This is a genomic window from Nonomuraea sp. NPDC050536, assembly GCF_044457685.1.
In the GTDB taxonomy this organism is placed as follows: Bacteria; Actinomycetota; Actinomycetes; order Streptosporangiales; family Streptosporangiaceae; genus Nonomuraea.
In genome coordinates, this window is record NZ_JBITHD010000003.1 from 86,515 (window position 1) to 105,813 (window position 19,299).

Consider the following 19,299-nt stretch of genomic DNA (forward strand, 5'->3'; position numbering starts at 1 on the left):
AGGGTGCCCGCGCGCCACACCCCGGGGAAGGGAAGGTTCTTCCTGGGACTGACCGTCCTACCCAGTCAGGGTCTGCCGCAGATCACGGCGCGGGCCAGGCCGGGATCGTCGGCGAAGACGGCGTCGATGCCGGCCTCGGCCAGGCGCCGCAGCCAGCCCGCCACGTCGCCCGTCGCCCGGGCGAAGGCGGGGCCTGCCGGGTCGCCGAGGCGGTGGTCCAGCGGCAGGTGGGCGTTCTCGTTGCGCAGCGTCCAGACGTGGACCTGCAGCCCGGCCGCGTGCGCGTCCTCGACCAGCGAGGTGGGCGCGCCGGTCCGGCCGTCGGCGCCGAGCGGGATGACCCGGTGCAGGTCGACGCCGATGCCGTCGGCGTATCCGGCCACCTCGCGCAGCCCGCCGGGGGTGACGAGGTCGTCCCAGGTCCGGTCGATTCCCGCCACGGCCCAGTCGTACGGCGCGCCGAGCGGGGGTTCGATGAAGTCGGCGCCGAGCGCGATCGCGGTCTCGTAGGACAGCAGCGTGTGCTCGGGCCGCAGCGCGGAGGCGCCTCGATGCGCGATCACCAGGGGCACGGGAACACCCTATCCCCCGTGACCTTCGTGGCAGGCCGTAGGATCGAAACGATGAGCACTGTGGACCAGGCCCACGAGTTGGCCGCCTTCCTGCGGACCCGTCGCGAGCGTCTGGACCCCGACGACCTGGACCTGCCCGCGCGGCGGGGCCAGCGCCGCACGCCCGGGCTGCGCCGGGAGGAGGTGGCGGAGCTGGCCGGCGTCAGCGTCGACTACATCGTCCGGTTGGAGCAGGGCCGCGGGCTGCGCCCGTCGGTGAGCGTGCTGGAGTCCCTGGCCACGGCACTGCGGCTGACCCAGGACGAGCGGGCCTACCTCTTCGACCTGGCAGAGCAGCGCACAGTACGGGCGCCCTCGCCGGTGGACGAGGCGGGGCCCATCGCCCGGCTCATGCACGACCTGTCACCGCTGCCCGCCATGCTGGTCAACCACCGCTTCGACATCCTGGCGTGGAACCCGGAGATGGCGGGGCTCGTCGTGGACTTCGGGGCGCTGCCCGCCGAGCAGCGCAACATGATGTGGCTGTGCCTGCTCCACCCGGATCTGCAGGACTTCTACCTGGACCGGGAGCGGATCATCCGCGAGGGCATCGCCGACCTGCGCGCCGCCTGGGCGGCGCATCCCGACGACCCGTCGCTGACGGAGCTGATCGACGAGATCACCTCCAGCAGCGAGGAGTTCGCCCGGCTGTGGGCCGAGCGCGACGTCCGCGTCAACGGCCGCGGGCAGAAGCGCCTCCAGCACGCCGTGGTGGGGCCGCTGACCGTCGACTTCGAGGTGCTGGCGCCGCTGCAGGCGCCCGACCAGCGCCTCGTCATCTACCGGGCCGCCGACGCCGCCTCCCAGGTCGCCCTCGACGCCATCGTCAAAGGTGTGGCGGCACGGGTTTGACATGCCAGGGCCCACGGGTCGCGGGCGCTTGTCACGGCGCCCGGCCCCGTGGGCCTGGAGTGCCATCCCTCGACGGGGCCGAACCCCGGTCGGCGGGTGGCGGTGGTGTGGCTCGCCGTACAGAAGCTAGACGAGCGGACGAGCAGTGGGCAGGATCGGGTACGGCAGGGCCGTGTCACCCGTGAGGTAACGGTCGACGCTGGAGGCCGCCGCCCGGCCCTCGGCGATGGCCCACACGATCAGCGACTGACCGCGGCCCATGTCCCCGGCGACGAACACGCCGTCCACCGTGGTCATGTACGACCTGTCGCGCGCCACGTTGCTGCGGGCGTCGTAGAAGCCCTCGCCGGTCGACAGGTCCTCGAGCAGCGGGCCGTGCTCGGGCCCGAGGAAGCCCATCGACAGCGTGACCAGGTCGGCCGGGATCTCCCGCTCGCTGCCCGGGATCGGCTTGAACCCGGTCTGCGGGCCCTCGACGTCGACCAGCCGCAGCGCCCTGACGTTCCCGGCCTCGTCGCCGACGAACTCGGTGGTGGACACCGCGTACACCCGGTCGCCGTCGCCGCCGGCGAGCTCCTCGTGGGCGCTCTCCATCTTGAACAGCGTCGGGTACGTCGGCCACGGCTGCGCGCCCGACCGGCTCTCTGGCGGCTGCGGCATGATCTCCAGCTGCGTGACCGAGGCCGCGCCCTGCCGGATGGCCGTGCCGATGCAGTCGGCGCCGGTGTCGCCGCCGCCGATGACCACCACGTGCTTGCCCTTGGCCGAGATCGGCGACTCGGCGTGGTCGCCCTCCTGCACCCGGTTGGACGGCGGCAGGTACTCCATCGCCTGGTGGACGCCCTTCAGCGCGCGGCCGGCCACCGGCAGGTCACGCCAGTTCGTAGCCCCGCCGGCCAGCACCACCGCGTCGTACTGGGCGCGCAGCTCGGCCGCGGTGATGTCGACGCCGACGTTCACCCCGGTGCGGAACTCGGTGCCCTCGGCCCGCATCTGGGCCAGGCGGCGGTCGATGTGCCGCTTCTCCATCTTGAACTCGGGGATCCCGTAGCGCAGCAGCCCGCCGATCCGGTCGGCCCGCTCGTAGACCACCACGTCATGGCCGGCCCGCGTCAGCTGCTGCGCCGCCGCCAGCCCGGCGGGGCCGGAGCCCACGACCGCGACCTTCTTGCCGGTCCTGACCGCCGGAGGCTGCGGCGTGACCCAGCCCTCGGCGAAGGCCCGGTCGACGATCTCCACCTCGACCCGCTTGATCGCCACCGGGTCGGAGTTGATGCCGAGCACGCACGCCGCCTCGCACGGCGCGGGGCACAGTCTCCCGGTGAACTCCGGGAAGTTGTTGGTGGCGTGCAGCCGCTCGATCGCCTCCCGCCAGTTGTCGCGGTAGACCAGGTCGTTCCACTCGGGGATGAGGTTGCCCAGCGGGCAGCCGTTGTGGCAGAACGGGATGCCGCAGTCCATGCACCGCGCGGCCTGCTTGGTCAGCTTCGGCGCGGGGAAGGCCTCGTAGACCTCCCGCCAGTCCTGGATGCGGACGTCCACGGGGCGGCGCGCCGGCAGCTCCCGGTCGTGCGTGAGAAAACCCTTCGGGTCGGCCATCGGTTACGCCCCCTCTTCGATCTTGGTGTACGGCATGCGGGCGCTCATCCCTTGACCGCCGCGGCCATGACCGCCTCGTCCACGTCCCTGCCCTCGATGCGGGCGGCCTCGGCGGCCTCCATGACCCTCTTGTAGTCGGTCGGCATGATCTTGCCGAACCTGGGCAGCGCCGACTGCCAGTCGGCGAGCAGCTCCTTGGCCACCGGGGAGCCGGTCTCGGCGAAGTGCTTCTCCACGACCTCGAGCAGGAACTCGGTGTCCTGCTCGGAGAGCTCCTCGATGGCGACCATCTCCCTGTTGACCCGCTCGGGCTCGAGGTCGAGCAGGTAGGCGATGCCACCCGACATGCCCGCGGCGAAGTTGCGCCCGGTCGGGCCGAGCACAACGGCACGGCCGCCGGTCATGTACTCGCACCCGTGGTCACCGACGCCCTCCACGACCGCGGTGGCGCCGGAGTTGCGCACGCAGAACCGCTCGCCGACCACGCCGCGGATGAACACCTCGCCGGACGTGGCGCCGTAGAGGGCGACATTTCCGGAAATGATGTGACCGTCGAGCGGGGCCTCCGGATGCGGCTGGAGCGTGATGCGCCCGCCGGACAGGCCCTTGCCCAGGTAGTCGTTGGCGTCGCCGGTCAGGCGGAGGGTAACCCCCTTGGGCAGGAAGGCGCCGAAGGAGTTGCCCGCCGAGCCGGTGAAGCTGATGTCGATGGTGTTCTCCGGCAGGCCCACCCCGCCGTACCGCTTGGTCACCTCGTAGCCGAGCATGGTGCCGACCGTGCGGTTGACGTTGCGGATGGGCAGGTCGAGCCGGACCGGGGTGCGCTCGCGCAGCGCGCCCTCGGCGAGCTGGATGAGCGTGTTGTCCAGCGCGTGCTGCAGCCCGTGGTCCTGCACGGCGGTGCGGCGCAGCGGGGTGCCCGCGGGGAGCTCCGGCTGGTGCAGGATCGGCGACAGGTCGAGCCCGCCGGCCTTCCAGTGGTCCTCCGCGGCGCTGGTGTCGAGCAGCTCGACGTGGCCGATCGCCTCGTCCAGCGAGCGGAAGCCCAGCTCGGCCAGGTACTCGCGGATCTCCTGCGCGATGAACTCGAAGAAGTTCACCACGAACTCCGGCTTGCCGCTGAAGCGCTTGCGCAGCTCGGGGTTCTGCGTGGCCACGCCCACCGGGCAGGTGTCCAGGTGGCAGACCCGCATCATCACGCAGCCGCTGACCACGAGGGGCGCGGTGGCGAAGCCGAACTCCTCGGCGCCGAGCAGCGCTGCGATGACGACGTCACGGCCGGTCTTGAGCTGGCCGTCGACCTGGACCACGATCCTGTCGCGCAGGCCGTTGAGCAGCAGCGTCTGCTGGGTCTCGGCCAGGCCGAGCTCCCAGGGCGCGCCGGCGTGCTTGAGGCTGGTCAGCGGGGAGGCGCCGGTGCCGCCGTCGTGGCCGGAGATCAGCACCACGTCCGCGTGCGCCTTGGACACGCCCGCGGCGACCGTGCCGACGCCGACCTCCGCGACCAGCTTGACGTGCACCCGGGAGGCCGGGTTCGCGTTCTTGAGGTCGTGGATGAGCTGGGCCAGGTCCTCGATGGAGTAGATGTCGTGGTGCGGCGGCGGCGAGATGAGGCCGACGCCGGGCGTGGAGTGCCGGGTCTTGGCGATCCACGGGTACACCTTGTGGCCGGGCAGCTGGCCGCCCTCACCGGGCTTGGCACCCTGGGCCATCTTGATCTGCAGGTCCGCGGCGTTGACCAGGTACTCGGACGTCACGCCGAAGCGGCCGGAGGCCACCTGCTTGATCGCGGACCTGCGGGACTCGTCGTACAGGCGCTCGGGGTCCTCGCCGCCCTCGCCGGTGTTGGACTTGCCGCCCAGCCGGTTCATCGCGATGGCCAGCGTCTCGTGGGCCTCCATGGAGATGGAGCCGTAGGACATGGCGCCGGTGGAGAACCGCTTGACGATCTCGGAGACGGGCTCGACCTCGTCGATCGGCACAGGGGCCCTGTTTTCGGACTTAATCCGGAAAAGTCCCCTGAGCGTCATGAGCCGCTCGGCCTGGGAGTCGACGAGGTTCGTGTACTCCTTGAAGATCTCGTAGCGGCGCGTCCTGGTGGCGTGCTGCAGCTTGAAGACCGTCTCGGGGTTGAACAGGTGCGGCTCGCCCTCACGCCGCCACTGGTACTCGCCGCCCACCCGGAGCCCGCGGTGCGCGTTCTCCACGCGCGGGTAGGCCTCGCGGTGCCTGCGCGCCGTCTCCTCGGCCAGCACGTCGAAGCCGATGCCGCCCAGGCGGGAGGTCGTCCCGGTGAAGCAGGCGTCGATGACGTCCTGGCTGAGGCCGAGCGCCTCGAAGATCTGGGCGCCGGTGTAGGAGGCCACCGTGGACACGCCCATCTTGGACATGACCTTGATGACGCCCTTGCCGTACGCCTTGATCAGGTTCCGCACGCCCTTGGCCCCGAAGCCCATGTCCTCGGCCGTCTCGATCGCGAGGTACGGGTTGACCGCCCCGGCGCCGTAGCCGATGAGCAGCGCCATGTGGTGGCACTCGCGGGCCTCGCCGGTCTCGATGACCAGGCCGATCTTGGTGCGGGTCTTCTCCTGGATCAGGTGGTGGTGCACGGCACCGGTGAGCAGCAGCGACGGGATCGGCGCGAGCGCGTCGTTGGAGCCGCGGTCCGACAGCACGATGATGCGCGCGCCGTCGGCGATCGCGGACGACACCTCGGAGCAGATCTCCTCCAGCCGGTGCAGCAGCGCCTCGCCGCCACCCGCCACCTCGTACAGGCCGTGGACCACGTGCGGGTGGAAGCCGGGCAGGTCGCCCTCGTCGTTGATGTGGATGATCTTCGCGAGCTCGTCGTTGTCGATCACCGGGTAAGGCAGCACCAGCTGCCTGCAGCTGGTCGGTCCCGGGTCGAGCAGGTTGCCCTCGGGCCCGAGCACGCTGGCCAGGCTGGTGACCAGCTCCTCGCGGATGGCGTCCAGCGGCGGGTTGGTGACCTGCGCGAACAGCTGCGAGAAGTAGTCGAACAGCAGGCGCGGCTTCTCGCTCAGCACCGCGACGGGCGTGTCGGTGCCCATCGAGCCGATCGGCTCCTGCCCCGTCTTGGCCATCGGCGACAGGATGATCCGCAGCTCTTCCTCGGTGTAGCCGAACGTCTGCTGCCGCTTGACCAGCGCCTCGTGCGTGGGGATCTCCCGCTGGCGCGCGGGCAGCTCCTCGAAGCGGACCAGCCCCGCGTGCAGCCAGTCCTCGTACGGCAGGGCCGCGGCGAGCTCCGCCTTGATCTCGTCATCCTCGATGATCTTGCCGCGGGCGGTGTCGATGAGGAACATCCTGCCGGGCTGCAGGCGGCCCTTCCTGACCACCTGCTCGGCCGGGATGTCCAGCACGCCCGCCTCGGAGGCGAGCACCACCAGGCCGTCCTCGGTCACCCAGAACCGGCCAGGACGCAGGCCGTTCCTGTCGAGTACGGCTCCCGCCAGCGTGCCGTCGGTGAACGTGATCGAGGCCGGGCCGTCCCAGGCCTCCATCATCGAGGAGTGGAACTCGTAGAACGCGCGGCGCTGCGGATCCATCTCGGTGTGGTTCTCCCACGCCTCCGGGATCATCATCAGGACGGCGTGGGGCAGGCTTCGCCCGCCCATGTGCAGGAGCTCGAGCACCTCGTCGAAGGAGGCGGTGTCGCTCCCATCCGGGTCACAGATGGGGAAAAGTCTGTCGAGTCTATTTGTGCGCGTCTCCGACACGACATCGCCCGGGATGTGGGCCGATTCGAGCATCGCCTCGCGGGCGCGCATCCAGTTGCGGTTGCCCTTGACCGTGTTGATCTCGCCGTTGTGCGCGACGTACCGGTACGGGTGGGCCAGCGGCCAGCTCGGGAACGTGTTGGTCGAGAAGCGCGAGTGCACCAGCGCGATCGCGGTCTCGTAGCGCCCGTCGGACAGGTCGGGGAAGAACGGCTCGACCTGCTCGGGGGTCAGCATGCCCTTGTACACGATCGTGCGCGCGCTCAGGCTCGGGAAGTAGACGTCGACCTCGTGCTCGGCCCGCTTGCGCAGGCAGAACGCCAGCCGGTCCAGCTCCAGCCCCGCCTCGCCGTCCGGGCCCGCCACGAACAGCTGCATGAAGTGCGGCATGACGGCCCGGGCACTCGGACCCGGCAGCGTACGGTCGACCGGCACGTCCCGCCAGCCGAGCACGGTCAGCCCTTCCTCGGCCGCGACCTCCTCGATCATGCGCACGCCGATCTCGCGGGCCTCGGGGTCGCTCGCCAGGAACGCGATCCCGGTGGCGTACCGGCCCGCCTCGGGAAGCTCGAAGCCTACGACTTCGCGGTAGAAAGCGTCCGGGATCTGAGTCAGGATCCCGGCTCCGTCGCCGGTGTCCGGCTCGCTACCCTTGGCCCCCCGGTGATCCAGATTGAGCAGCGCCGTCAGCGCCTTCTCCACGATCCCGTGCCCGCGGCGACCCGCGACGTCGGCGACCATGGCGACCCCGCAGGCATCATGCTCGTTGGCGGGGTGGTAGAGGCCCTGCGGCTCGGGGAATCCGAGATGGGCAGCAGGCATTGAATCCCTCCCGTCGTCATCGTCTGTCTGAACTGCATACAGGCGGGGACGACGTTGGCCCTGCTGCGTGTTGTGGGTAGAGGTTACCCCACCCTGCCGGAATGGTGCCCAGCACGTCCACATTGCGAACATTGCCAACAATCCCGACATACGAAATCAACCATCCCAAACCCCGAACACATTCCCACCCCACCCCACCCACCCCACCCACCCCACCCACCCACCTCCTCGCGCCGGGTCGGCGAGACGTGGGACGGCGGTCGTCGGCGCGCTGTACGGCGCTCAGCCGAACACGCACTCTGGCCACGTCACACCCAGGAGGCACACCGCGCCTGGAGGCCACATGCACCTCCCGCGCCGCGTGGACGAGACGAGCGGGGCGGCGGCCGGGTGGAGGCTCAGCGATGGAGTCACGCCAGGTGGGGAACCGTGGGCGAGGTGGGAGACGCGAGAGGGTGGCGGGCCGTACTGGGGAATTAGGGGAGGGAGGCGTCGATGGCGGCGGGGAGGGTTGTGAGACGGTGGAGGGGAGCCTCGAGGGGGGTGAGGTCGTCCGCCCAGGGGGCCGCGTGGCGGATGAGGGCGCGGGCCTCGTTCTTGGTGAGTGCGCCCGCGGACTCGGCGATGAGCGCCTCCCGCCAGGCGTTGGCCATCTTGCCGTGCCCGCGCGACAGGATGCGGTGGGCGATGCGCCCCGCGGGGTCGTCCGGGGTACTCCGGGTGACGTCCACGACCGCGCCCCGAACGTCGATCTCGCAGAGCGGAGCCAGCGCCTCGAGGGGCCCGCGCGAATGGAGAGGTTCCGGAAGGTAGAGACGGACATGGGCGCTCTGCGCCGCGAGCACCAGCCGCGGCAGGGCGGCCTCCAGCCCGGCGGGTACGGCTATCGCCACAGCACCCTGCTTGCCGAGGTACGGCTTGGCCAGCCAGGTCCCCAGCTTGACCCGCGGCTGCGGCAGGGCCTTGGGCCACTCGCCCACGAGGAGGTCGGGCTCGAGGTCGCCCAGCTCGATCGCCTGGTGCCCGGTTTCGGCCTCGACCGACTGCGGGCCCTGGGTGTAGATCGCGGTGCCGACGGACTCCAGGCGGGCCGCCACCGCGGGGCCCGTCTTGGTGGTGGGACGCAGGATGTACAGGTCCGCGGCCGACCCGATGGCCTCCGCCCCGAAATATCGGTTGAAGTCGGGATATATGGCTTCGTAGGAGAGATTGAGGGACGACAGGGCGTTCTGCACCTTGAGCGCCAGCGCCGGCGTGCGCTCGCTGGCCCCGTACGCCAGCAGCACCCGCCCGTCCGCCTTCAGCCCCTCCAGCCCGCGCGCCACGAACAGCCCGATGCCCTCAGGCGTGTACGGCGGGTCGGTGATCGCCAGATCGTGCTCCCGCACGGATCCCGGCAGCCCCAGCCGCAGATCCGCCCACCGGGTCCGTACCCCGAGGTCCTGCTCGTCCAGGTAGGCCAGGATCCGGTCGTCGATGTCCACGACCGTCACCTCGACCTCCGGATGCACCATCCGTACGGCGAGCGACGTCAGATCGTGGTCCCCCACGCACAGCAACCGTGACCCCGGCAGCCAGAACCGGGCCCCCAGCAGCAACGCCCGCCGCAGCACGGTGTCCGGCGTGGCCGCCACGTGATCCAGCGTGTGCCGCCCGCGCGGCGCCTTGGCGATCAGCGCCTCCAGCCGCTCCAGCACCGTCCGGTAGTGCGGCACCAGATGCCCCACCGGATCCTCCGGCCCGGGCGCCATCGCAAGCAGGTCCTGGTATTCAGGGGTGTGCGCGAGCGGGATCCGGAACCGCTCGCCGTTCCGCTCGAGCTCGACGGCGCGCAGCAGCTCCTCGATGGTCCGCCGGGACGTGGCGGTCTCGCGGACCAGGTCGCCCAGCGTCCACCACCGCCCATCGCACAGCAGCGTCAGCACATGCCGCAACCGCCGCCCATCCACCCCCGCAGCCCCGACGAGCTCCCGCAACTCCACCCCCCGAGCCTATCGACCCCACCCACCCCTCGATCCCTTACGGCACTTCACACCAAAGCACACAGATGCGGGCATTTGCTAAATCGCCTTAGCGGAAATTGCTAAACTCACTATGCTAAATTCATGAGCGATGACCCATCCGCTTTCCTAGAGGTGCTCGGCCGCGCCAAGAAGATCATTCGAGAGGCTGGGTTCTTCCCAGACACTCACCCGACGGCGAACGGCTTCACCATCCGCGCGCGAAGGCTGACCGATGGCAAGATACTCCCGCCATCTGGCATCGTTCTCGCGCTTGACCGTGGTGGCGATCCACAGGAATGGGAGAGGTCCTCACCGCACTGGCCGAGCTGCTGTCGAGGGAGGGACGCTCGTGACCGTCACCTATACCGTCACCTACGAGCGGGGACGCTGGAAGGGACGTACGCCCGGTGTGCTGGGCTCGGTGGGGGCCTCCACGCTGCGAGGGTTGCACGCCGAGGCCCGCGACTCCGCTGCCTTCATCTGGGAAGGCGAGGAAGTCGACATCACCTTCGTCTACGACCTGCCGGAAGACATGGCACCATCGCTGGCGACCTATTGGCGGGAGGTAGAGCTGGCCGCCGAGCATGACCGCCTCCGGCTGGAGGCCGCCCGGTCGCTGGCACGCGAGCTGACGTCGGCGGGGCTCAGCGAGCGGGATGCCGCAGCGATCATGGGGATCACCGGACCACGCGTCCACCAGCTGAAGGTCGGCACCTGACGGCGACAGCAGTGGGCTTCGCGCGGATTCCGGAGAGCGATCCCGTCTCGCAAGGCGGATGAGAGTCCAGGCGTGGGATTCGTGCGGATCCCGGAGGGCGATCCCGTCTTGTGGGTGGGCGCTAGGCGGGTGGTGGTCCCGGTGGGGTTGGGGCGGGTGCGAAGGAGTCCAGCGCTCGCTTTGGTGAGGGGCTTTGCGCACCGGAGGCGCGGCCCCTTCCAGAAAGACTGCCCGAGCTGGAGGCGAGGACGGCGCGGGTGTGGGGGGCGTCCCTGCCAAGGGGTTCCCTCATCAAGCGAGGCCGAAGTCGATCCGCGGAGCTTGCTTCTAGGTGGCGGCTATGACGCGGGGTTGGATGGCGTGGCCGAGGGAGTCGAGGGCGATGAGGGGTGGGAGGAGGTCGGGGGTGGGGTCGCCGGCGCGGGAGGGGCCCACGCCCACCCAGGTGACCGTGACGTAGTGGCCCAGGGCTCGGGCCTGGGCGCGGCTGTGGGAGGCGTCGAAGGGGGTGGCCTGCCGTACGAAGCCGGAGCGGCCCAGGGCGGCGACGAGCGCGTCGGCGGCGTGGCCGTCCGGGAGGTTGAAGATGACGAACTCGCCCGCCACCTGGTCCGAGGCGAAGGTGGCGCGCAGGGCCTGGGTGCAGCCGGGGGCGTCGATGCCCCAGAGGGCGTCGGAGCAGTCCGTGAGCTGTTCGGAGGTGAGCTTGCGGAGGCCGCCCACCGCGGGGGCGGCGAAGAACTCGCCGAGGGACAAGGGGGCGGCGTCGCGCTGGCGGGAGTCGATGACCGCGTACATGGCCGAGGTGGGCTCACCGCTGTAGGAGGCCGGGCGGGGATCCGCGCGGTGGGTCAGGAACCAGGCGGTCACGCCGCACACCGCGACCACGGCGGCGGCCAGCGGGATCACTACGCGACGCGACATCTCGGCCCCCCGAGCGCGACAGAAAGGCAGCGGAGGACACGACAGGGGATCACGACCTGCGGCCCACGATCCGCCCGGGGCGTCATGAGGTGGGGCCCGCGATGGCGACGGCGCGGCGGTAGATGGCCTTCTCCGCGCCGCGGAGCGTGAGGGTGAGGGAGACGAAGTCGTCCTTGGGGGTGGTCTCCGCGCCGTCGGCGCGGCCGATCCAGACGAGGCCGACGTAGTGCCCCAGCGCGTAGGCGCCGCCCTCGCTGTAGCCGCCGGCGGGGAAAGGGGCCTCCGGCAGCGGGCGGGCCCAGCCGCCGCGGTAGAGCGTCTTGAGCGACTCGACGAGGTCGCCCGCGGCCTTGACGTCCTGCAGGTTCAGCAGCGTGTACTGGGCGACGTAGCGCCCGTCGGCGCTGGTGTAGGCGCCGCGCGCGGCCTGCGTGCAGCCGCCGAGCTCGTCGAGCAGGTCGGGGCCCCACACGGCGGCCTTGCAGTCGGTGTCGAGCTTGGTGGCGGCCAGCTTCAGCGTGAGCTTCTTGTCGCCGGTGAGCGTCTTCTGGGCGAAGACCTCCTTCTCCGTCAGCGGCTTGGCGTCCTTGGCCCGGTCGCCGAGGGGCTCGAGGCCCTTGGGTGAGGCCCACCCGTGGAAGACCTCCGGAAGCGTCGTGTCGGCGTCGAGCATGGCCGAGGTGGCCTGCCGTTCGGGGGCGTAGCCGCTGCCGAGCGAGGAGATCACGAGCGTCAGCCCGACGGCCGCGACCAGGACCCCGGCGATCGAGGCGATGATCACCAGGAGCTTCTGCTGCTTGGGCTGCAAACCCATGTCGGTCAGGACCGGCAGTTGCCAGTCGGAGGCCGGCGGCCTGCGCCGCTTGCGCGTCTTGGTCGTCACAGGCCTGATGCCCCGATCAGTTTGCCGAGCCCGAACGTCAGCCCGGCGGCCACCACGCCGACGACGAGCTGGCGCAGCCCCGAGTACCACCAGCTGCGCGCGGTCACGGTGGACACCAGCGCGCCGGCCCCGAACAGCGACACGCACGACAGCACGGCCGACAGCCACAGGCTGGTCACGCCGAGCAAGTACGGCAGGAGCGGCAGGAGGGCGCCGACGCTGAACGACAGGAAGGACGAGACGGCGGCCAGCCGGGGCGAGGGCAGGTCGTGCGGGTCGACGCCGAGCTCGTTCTGGGCGTGGACCTCCAGCGCCAGGTCGGGGTTCTCGGAGATCTGCCTGGCCACCTCGGCGGCCAGCTCCGGCGTGACGCCGCGGGCGACGAACGTCTGCGCCAGCTCGGCCTGCTCGGCGACCGGGTTGCGCTCGAGCTCGCGCTTCTCGATGGCGATCTCGGCCAGGGCGAGCTCGCGCTGGCTGGCGACCGAGACGTATTCGCCGCCGGCCATGGAGAACGCGCCCGCGGCCAGCCCGGCGATGCCGGCCAGCGAGATGACCTTGGTGTCGTCGGTGCCACCGGCGACTCCGGCGATGAGCGCGAAGTTCGACACCAGACCGTCCATCGCGCCGAACACCGACGGCCGCAGCCAACCGCCGGTCACGTCGCGGTGCTGGTGGTGGATCTCCGCGCGCTGGCTCATCGCGAGTTCTTCTCTTCCGCCTCGGGGACGGCCGCCGCCTCGGACTCATCGGCTTCCGCCGCGTCCTCGGCTTCCTTCGGATCGGAAGCGGACGCTTCAGGTGCGGTTTCAGCCACCGTATCCGATTTATCCGAATTATCCGATGCCTCAGGAAGGTCCGAGGCGTCCGCCTGATCCGACGGATGAGCGGGATCCACCGATTCCCCCGCCGAAGCGGGCACGATGATCTCCTCCGTCTGTTTGTTCCGCGTCAGGAAGATGTAGACCAGCGCCCCGATGAACAGCACGATCGACGTCCACTGGTTGAGCCGCAACCCGAGGAACGTCACCGCGTGGTCCACCCCGCCGACGGGGTCGATCCGCAGCCCCTCGATCCAGAACCGCCCCAGCGTGTATCCGGCCACGTAGAGCGCGAACAGCCGCCCGTGCCGCAGCGTGAACTGCTTGCCCGCCCACAGCAGGAACAGCCCGAGCAGCACGTCCCAGATCGACTCGTACAGGAATGTCGGGTGGTAGGTGGCCACGGTCTCGTACCCGGGCAGCCGGTGCTGGGGATCGATCTCCAGCGCCCACGGCAGCGTGCTCGGCCCGCCGTACAGCTCCTGGTTGAACCAGTTGCCCCAGCGCCCGATGGCCTGCGCGAAGGCGATGCCGGGCGCGACGGTGTCGGCCACCGCGGAGATCGAGATCCCGCGCCGCCGGCACGCCCACCAGACGCCGACGCCGCCGAGGGCGATCGCGCCCCAGATGCCGAGGCCGCCCTCCCAGATGAACAGCGCCTGGTACGGCTGCTTGATCGCGCGCGGGCCGAAGTAGGTCTGCCAGTCGGTGATGACGTGGTAGAGCCGGCCGCCGATCAGGCCGAAGATCACCGCGGGCACGGCGATGTCGACGATCGTGCCCTTCTGGCCGCCGCGGGCCTGCCAGCGGCGCTCGCTCAGCCAGACGGCGAAGACGACGCCGAGCACGATGCACAGGGCGTAGGCCCGGATCGGGATGAATCCGAGATACCAGACCCCCTGGGAAGGGCTGGGAATGAAGGCAAGGGGCATGTCAGGTGAGGGTAGCGGACGCGGGGCTACTTGGCGGCCTTCGTGACCGCATCGCGTAGCTGAGTGGGCTTGGAGACCACGCCGAGGTCCATGTCCTTGCCGTTCAGCTTGACCGTCGGGGTGCCCTGGATCTTCTGGGCCTTGATGGTCTTGTCGCTGAAGGCGGTCTGCGCGGCGGCCTTCTGCTGCTGGGTGACGCAGGTGTCGAAGCCTGGCGCGGTCACCCCGGCGTCCTTGCCCCAGCCGACCAGCTGGTCGATCTTGAAGCCCTCGGTGCCCTCGGTGGGCTGGTTCTTGTAGAGCAGGTCGTGGTAGGCCAGCCACTGCTTGCCGTCGGCCACGCACCGGGCGGCCGAGGCGGCACGCACGGAGTTGCCCTTCATCGGGTCGTCACCGAAGATCGTGATCGGGTGGTAGACGACCTTGGCCTTGCCCTCGGCGGCCAGGTTCCTGAAGGTGGAGCCGCTGATCTCCTCCAGTTGCTTGCACACCGGGCACTGGAAGTCCTCGTAGATGTCCACCACGGGCGCCACGACGCCCTCCTTGGCCATCGCGACGGACCCGTCCGCCTGCACGGTCGTCGGCGCCGTGTCGCCGGCCGCCTCGGAGGCGGACTGGCTGGCGGTGTACCACCAGCCCAGGCCGACCGCCGCGACCGCGACGACGCCCACGCTCACGTAGGTCAGAACCTTCCTGCGCTGCTCCCGCGCACGGTCGGCGGCCTGCTGCTCCCTGATCTTCTCGCGCGCCGACTTCTCGCGGTCGCCCTTGCCCATCAGTAGCTCTCCCCCTCTTCCACCTGATATGTACGGCCGGTCAGCCCCAGCGCCGAGTCGAGCGCGAACCGCCCGGACGGGAACCTGGCGGCCCAGAGGCCGCACAGCATCAGCCCGAAGTCCCGCAGGATCTCCAGCAGGTACTGCGGCTCCTGCCCGCCGGGCAGCTGTCCCCCACCCCCGAAGCAGCCGCAGTCGATGCGCAGCCCGTGTGCCCACGCCCAGGCTATGCCGAAGACGAAGGCGAACATGAGCAACGCGCCGACGACCGCGGCGACCCTGGTCAGCAGGCCGATGACCAGCAGCACCCCGACGACGATCTCCAGGATCGGCAGGCCGTAGCCCACCATCGTGGCCACCGAGTCGGGCAGCAGCTGGTACGCCTTGACCGCCACCACCGATTCGGCGGGGCTGCCGATCTTCAGCCCGCCGGCCACGATCAGCGTCACGCCGAGTATCAGCCGGGCGACGGTCGTCACCCAGGGTATCGCCACTCTGGCACTGCGTGGCTGTTGCGACGCGGTCACGGGTGCTCTCCTCTATCTCTGCGCCGGGATGCGCACAGTACCGGCACCACATCCGATCACGCCCAGGATAAGGCTCAGCTAAACCGAAATTTCCTGGTCAGGCGCAACTGAAGCGGGCGCCGCCCCAGTCGGCGTGATCGTTTCCGTTGCCGTCGCCACCGTCGGTGACCACGAGCTCGACGTGGCGGGCGCCGGTCAGGTCGGCCTTGAGTTCGTAGGCCGGGTCGGGCCCCTTGAGCACCGGGCTCTGCGCCTTGGTCACCCCGTCGGCCACGACGCTGTACTGGACGGACCCGCGCACGCCCTGGCTGTCGTCCACGCCGACGAAGGCCGCGAAAGCCGTACATCTGCCCGCCAGGAAGTAGCGGATCCTGGCCGGCGCGTGCGTGCCGAGGCCCTTGGGGTAGACCTGGCCGCCGATGGTGATCGGGGTGCCGTCGCCCTGGGCCTTGTCGCCGTTCTCCTCGTCGCGCTCGGCGGGTCCCCAGCCGTTGTCGGCGCTGACCCACTCCAGGTCGCTGGCGTATGCGTCCTTGGTGGGCGGGGGCGGCAGGGTCCGCACGACCGCGGAGGCGTCCACGGTGCGGTCCGCGTAGGCGGCCACGGCCTTCAGCTCATAGGTCTGGTAGGCGGCGTCGGCGGGCGGCGTGACCTTCCAGACGGTCACCAGCTTGCCGCCGGGCTCCACGCGGCCGTTCCCGTCCCCGGTGGCGGTCCAGCCGTCCGGTACGGCGAGCGTCACCTTGACGTCCTGGGCGGTGTCCTCGAGGTTCTGGAACGTGGTGGTCACGTCGTTGGCCGTGCCCTGCTCCAGGGACGGCGAGGCGGGAACCACGGTCAACGAGGCGCACGCGGGCGCGTCGGGCGCGGGCCCGAGGTCCTTCACGGCGAAGTCGTCGAGGATGAAGTCCGCCCCGGCCTGCTCGGGCTTGAGCGAGCGCAGCCCGACCCACACGTCGCCGCAGGCGCCGACGACGCGCTCGGCGAAGCGGGCGGTGGTGGTCTGCGCGGGCAGCGGCGTCCGGCGGGACTCCACGCTCGCGGTCCCCTTGTCGTAGCCGGTCACCCAGCTGTAGGTCCCCGCCTGGGCGCTCTGGTAGGCGAAGGACACCTCGTAGGCGTGCCCCGGCTCGAAGCGGGCGGTCCACGGCACCGTCCGGTAGACCAGCCCCTCGCGCTCCTCGTGCGACTTCAGCGACCAGTCGCCGTCGAGCACGTCGTCGAGGGTCTTGCCGTTCCATCCCTGCTGCGTGTACGGCTCGTGCCGCTCGGAAAGGTGGGTGCGGGCGTCGAACGAGCCGCCCGCGTCGCCCTTGACGAACGGGCCCCAGCCCTGGTCGACGGACTCGAATCCCTCGCTGTCGCCCGGCGGGTCGCTCGCCACGAGCCGGACGTCGTCGACCCTGACCTCGCCGGCGCCGTCCGCGGCCTCGATCCGCAGGTCCGCGCTGTCGGCCTGGGCGGTGAAGTGCAGCTTGACCCGCTGAAAGTAGGTGTCGTGCTTCTCGTCGGAGGCGATGTAGTTGCGGGCGGTGGACCGGTTGAGCCCGATGGAGGCGTCGCCGACCGCCAGCGTCGTCTGGCGGGTCCTGCCGGGTTCGATCTCGATCTCGGCGGAGGCGGTGTAGGCCTGGCCGGGTTTGAGGCCGGTGAGGCGCTGCTGGAGCCGGGCGGGGGCGCCGCCGCCGAGCACGGCGACGCGGTGGCCGAGCGGGGTGGTACTGACGCTGACCGGCCCCGTGGTCTGCCAGGTGTTCACGCCGTTGAAGCCGGGGTCCTCGACGCCGCTGCCCTGACCCCAGCCGGGGTCGCGCGTCGCGGGGGGCTTGCCGACCGGGTAGAGCACGTACGGCTGGGCTTTGTCCGCTTTTATCGTAATTTTGCCGTGGACCGGGGCGAGAACCCCCATCGCGACGCGACCTTGGTCGGTGAGCTTGTAGAGGCGCAGAGGCCCGGAGGCGTCCCAGGTGGTCGTGCCGCCGACCGGGTTGTAGTGGTAGTACCTGCCCTCCCACGGCAGCAGGTACGTGCCACCGGCGTAGACCTTGTGCGGGCCCGCGAACAGCTCGCGCGTGCCGTTCGTGAACGTCCCTCTGACGCCGCCGGTGAAGTCGATCTCGTCGGCCTTCCAGCGCATGATCTTGTAGTGCTGGAGGAACTTGGCCGGCAGGTTGTGCTCCCAGATGTTGCGGTAGAAGGCGGTGAAGTCGTTCTCCGCGGTCCAGCCCTCGAACTCGACGATGCGGGCGTTGTCCAGGATGGGGTGGGCGTTCCAGACGTCCTTCTCGCTGTTGCGGATGAAGCGGATGATCTGCGAGTTGAGCCCCTTGTTGGTGGCTCCGCCGTAGTTGAGGTCGTTGGCCCAGTGCGACCACAGCGAGCCGCGCTCCAGCTTGTCGGCCCACTCGGTGCCGACCTGCCAGCCCTGGGCGCGCAGCTCGGCCAGCAGCCGGTCGGCCACCCAGCCGAACGGGCGGTAGACGTCCACGTAGAGGAAGGCCAGGTTGGGATCGGTCTCGTCGCGCAGCTGCCGGAACCGCCTGGCCAGGGTGCCGTTGGTCAGGTCGGCCCGCTGGTCGATCTGGTAGGACTGGTCGAGCCAGTTCCAGCCCTTGGCCTTGACGTTGACCAGCGACTCGCTGAAGGTCCTGGCCTCCGGGTAGGACTCGGTGGCGTTGACGTGCACGCCGAAGGTGGCGTTCCAGTCCTTGCCCGCCTTGAGCAGCGTGTTGAGGTCGGTCAGCCCGCCGGCGCGGCGGTTGTAGTTGCCGCCGTAGTCGGGGTGCGCCGAGTCGTGGCCCTCCGATTGGTAGCCCTTGAGTATCGCCAGCTGCCCGAGCCCGTCGGTGGCCAGCGAGATGCGCTTGACGTCGTCGAGCGTGCGCAGGAACGGATGGGTGGCCTGGCTGGAGAAGTTGAACGGGATGTGCGCGACCACCCGCTCCTTGGTCTGGTCGGCGCCCAGCGGCTTGATCTCGATGCCGCGGAAGGCGACCGCTCCGTCCTGCCAGTCGACCGTGTGGTCGCCGTTGGCGTCGGGGGTGACGACCACCCTGGCCCAGGGCGGGTCCTCGGTGAAGGGCGAGCCGGTGCCGCGGTAGGTCCACTGGCCGCTCCACACGCCGACCCTGACCGTGCCGTCGGCGTCCTTCCTGGCCTGGTGCCACAGGCGGGCGGCGTCCTTGTCGGTGGGGCCGCTGGGCTTGTCGTAGGTGGAGTTCGTCTCGACGGCCGCGGCCAGCTTGGCGGTGTTGACGATGGCGTAGCCGGCGCCCACCGGGTTGGCCTCTGGCGCCGTCTGCGGCGTCACCTGGGCGAAGACGTCGGCCGTGCGGGTGGAGTTGGGGTCGAGCCTGGTGAAGGCGGTGGCGGCGCCCTGCTGGCTGCTCGCCACGGACACCAGGTCGTGTCCCGGCAGGTCGAGGGTGTTGATCCGGAAGGCGTCGGTGTCCCTGACCGCGTCCACCCGGAACGTGGTCACCCGCCCCTTCACCCCGATCGACACATCCAGCCCGACACCCTCCAGGTCCGGAAATTTCAGGTTGTAGCGGGCGGTACTGCCGTCGTTCCCCGCCAGGGCGCTGGTCACGTTGTACGGCCGGCCGTTCAGGACCACCGACGGCACCGCCGTACTGCCGTCGAGCGTGGCGCCGCCGGCACGGTCGGTGTAATGCAGCACGCGCGGGAAGGCGGGATCCAGCGAGACCGTCAGCTGGGGCGAGGAGATGGTGGCGGGCGCGGCCACCGCGGCCTGCGGTTTCGGCTTGATGTTCTGGACGGTCGGCGGGGGCGGCGTGGGCCCGGTGGGCGAGATCTCCGGCGAGGGCAGCGGGTTCCTGGGGGTCGGCACCGGCGAGGGCGGCGTCCCTGCCGCTTCCCGGCGGGCGGCCTGGGTTCCGTGCGACGCGGTGACGGCCCTGGGCCCCCCGGACGGCGGCGCGGCCTGGGCGCCGGCGGGTAAGGCCGTGCGTTCGGTGGGAGAGGCGTGCGCGGCCAGCGGCACGATCACGGCGGCGCAGACGAGGGCGGGCAGGGCCAGGAGGGCTGCGGAGCTCGGGCGCATGCGGGTCCTTCCGTGCGCGACGTGGCCG

Annotated in this window: 13 protein-coding genes; 2 read left to right on the plus strand and 11 right to left on the minus strand. The window is 70.6% G+C overall.

From position 1 onward, the window contains the following. Window positions 1-65: 65 nt before the first annotated feature. Window positions 66-572, minus strand: a complete 507-nt coding sequence (locus ACIBHX_RS10440) for a glycerophosphodiester phosphodiesterase family protein (RefSeq protein WP_397066202.1) — start codon at window positions 570-572, stop codon at window positions 66-68. Window positions 573-623: 51 nt separating this feature from the next. Between ACIBHX_RS10440 and ACIBHX_RS10445 the strand changes: the two genes are divergently transcribed. Then, window positions 624-1,463: a helix-turn-helix transcriptional regulator gene (locus ACIBHX_RS10445; protein ID WP_397066204.1), complete on the plus strand. Its 840-nt coding sequence runs from the start codon at window positions 624-626 to the stop codon at window positions 1,461-1,463. Window positions 1,464-1,589: 126 nt separating this feature from the next. Here the strand turns inward: ACIBHX_RS10445 and ACIBHX_RS10450 are convergent, their stop codons facing one another. From ACIBHX_RS10450 to ACIBHX_RS10460, 3 genes are all read right to left on the minus strand, one after another. Then, window positions 1,590-3,062, minus strand: a complete 1,473-nt coding sequence (locus ACIBHX_RS10450) for a glutamate synthase subunit beta (RefSeq protein ID WP_397066205.1) — start codon at window positions 3,060-3,062, stop codon at window positions 1,590-1,592. A 44-nt stretch (window positions 3,063-3,106) separates the two neighbouring features. Beyond that, on the minus strand, window positions 3,107-7,624 hold the full coding sequence (gene gltB / locus ACIBHX_RS10455; protein ID WP_397066206.1) for a glutamate synthase large subunit: 4,518 nt from the start codon (window positions 7,622-7,624) through the stop codon (window positions 3,107-3,109). A gap of 476 nt (window positions 7,625-8,100) precedes the next feature. Beyond that, window positions 8,101-9,606, minus strand: a complete 1,506-nt coding sequence (locus ACIBHX_RS10460) for a bis-aminopropyl spermidine synthase family protein (RefSeq protein WP_397066208.1) — start codon at window positions 9,604-9,606, stop codon at window positions 8,101-8,103. A 370-nt stretch (window positions 9,607-9,976) separates the two neighbouring features. Between ACIBHX_RS10460 and ACIBHX_RS10465 the strand changes: the two genes are divergently transcribed. Beyond that, window positions 9,977-10,345: a hypothetical protein gene (locus tag ACIBHX_RS10465; protein ID WP_397066210.1), complete on the plus strand. Its 369-nt coding sequence runs from the start codon at window positions 9,977-9,979 to the stop codon at window positions 10,343-10,345. A gap of 327 nt (window positions 10,346-10,672) precedes the next feature. On the opposite strand, the gene ACIBHX_RS10470 is transcribed toward ACIBHX_RS10465, so the two are convergent. The 7 genes from ACIBHX_RS10470 to ACIBHX_RS10500 all read right to left on the minus strand — a co-directional run bounded on the left by ACIBHX_RS10470 (window position 10,673) and on the right by ACIBHX_RS10500 (window position 19,271). Next, a complete protein-coding gene (locus ACIBHX_RS10470) occupies window positions 10,673-11,269 on the minus strand; it encodes a hypothetical protein (RefSeq protein ID WP_397066212.1) in 597 nt (198 codons plus the stop codon). Window positions 11,270-11,351: 82 nt separating this feature from the next. Beyond that, the gene (locus ACIBHX_RS10475) at window positions 11,352-12,152 is read right to left on the minus strand and encodes a hypothetical protein (RefSeq protein ID WP_397066214.1); all 801 of its coding nucleotides are present in this window, start codon (window positions 12,150-12,152) and stop codon (window positions 11,352-11,354) included. Further along, entirely contained in the window at window positions 12,149-12,853 is a 705-nt protein-coding gene (locus ACIBHX_RS10480; protein ID WP_397066216.1) for a VIT1/CCC1 transporter family protein, read from the minus strand. The genes ACIBHX_RS10475 and ACIBHX_RS10480 overlap by 4 nt, the downstream gene beginning before the upstream one ends. After that, complete coding sequence (gene lgt / locus ACIBHX_RS10485) at window positions 12,850-13,905, minus strand: prolipoprotein diacylglyceryl transferase (RefSeq protein ID WP_397066218.1); 1,056 nt, start codon at window positions 13,903-13,905, stop codon at window positions 12,850-12,852. Before lgt ends, ACIBHX_RS10480 begins: the two co-directional genes overlap by 4 nt. Window positions 13,906-13,931: 26 nt before the next feature. After that, on the minus strand, window positions 13,932-14,681 hold the full coding sequence (locus tag ACIBHX_RS10490; protein ID WP_397066220.1) for a DsbA family protein: 750 nt from the start codon (window positions 14,679-14,681) through the stop codon (window positions 13,932-13,934). Then, a complete protein-coding gene (locus ACIBHX_RS10495; protein WP_397066221.1) occupies window positions 14,681-15,160 on the minus strand; it encodes a MauE/DoxX family redox-associated membrane protein in 480 nt (159 codons plus the stop codon). Before ACIBHX_RS10495 ends, ACIBHX_RS10490 begins: the two co-directional genes overlap by 1 nt. 145 nt (window positions 15,161-15,305) lie before the next feature. Next, the gene (locus tag ACIBHX_RS10500; RefSeq protein WP_397066223.1) at window positions 15,306-19,271 is read right to left on the minus strand and encodes an endo-alpha-N-acetylgalactosaminidase family protein; all 3,966 of its coding nucleotides are present in this window, start codon (window positions 19,269-19,271) and stop codon (window positions 15,306-15,308) included. Window positions 19,272-19,299: the final 28 nt, after the last annotated feature.

Excerpts from the sequence above, each read along its gene's own strand:
- ACIBHX_RS10445 (WP_397066204.1), top strand. The coding sequence starts at position 624 with ATGAGCACTGTGGACCAGGCCCACGAGTTGGCCGCCTTCCTGCGGACC.
- lgt (WP_397066218.1), bottom strand. The coding sequence starts at position 13,905 with ATGCCCCTTGCCTTCATTCCCAGCCCTTCCCAGGGGGTCTGGTATCTC.
- gltB (WP_397066206.1), bottom strand. The coding sequence starts at position 7,624 with ATGCCTGCTGCCCATCTCGGATTCCCCGAGCCGCAGGGCCTCTACCAC.
- ACIBHX_RS10500 (WP_397066223.1), bottom strand. The coding sequence starts at position 19,271 with ATGCGCCCGAGCTCCGCAGCCCTCCTGGCCCTGCCCGCCCTCGTCTGC.
- ACIBHX_RS10470 (WP_397066212.1), bottom strand. The coding sequence starts at position 11,269 with ATGTCGCGTCGCGTAGTGATCCCGCTGGCCGCCGCCGTGGTCGCGGTG.
- ACIBHX_RS10490 (WP_397066220.1), bottom strand. The coding sequence starts at position 14,681 with ATGGGCAAGGGCGACCGCGAGAAGTCGGCGCGCGAGAAGATCAGGGAG.
- ACIBHX_RS10450 (WP_397066205.1), bottom strand. The coding sequence starts at position 3,062 with ATGGCCGACCCGAAGGGTTTTCTCACGCACGACCGGGAGCTGCCGGCG.
- ACIBHX_RS10480 (WP_397066216.1), bottom strand. The coding sequence starts at position 12,853 with ATGAGCCAGCGCGCGGAGATCCACCACCAGCACCGCGACGTGACCGGC.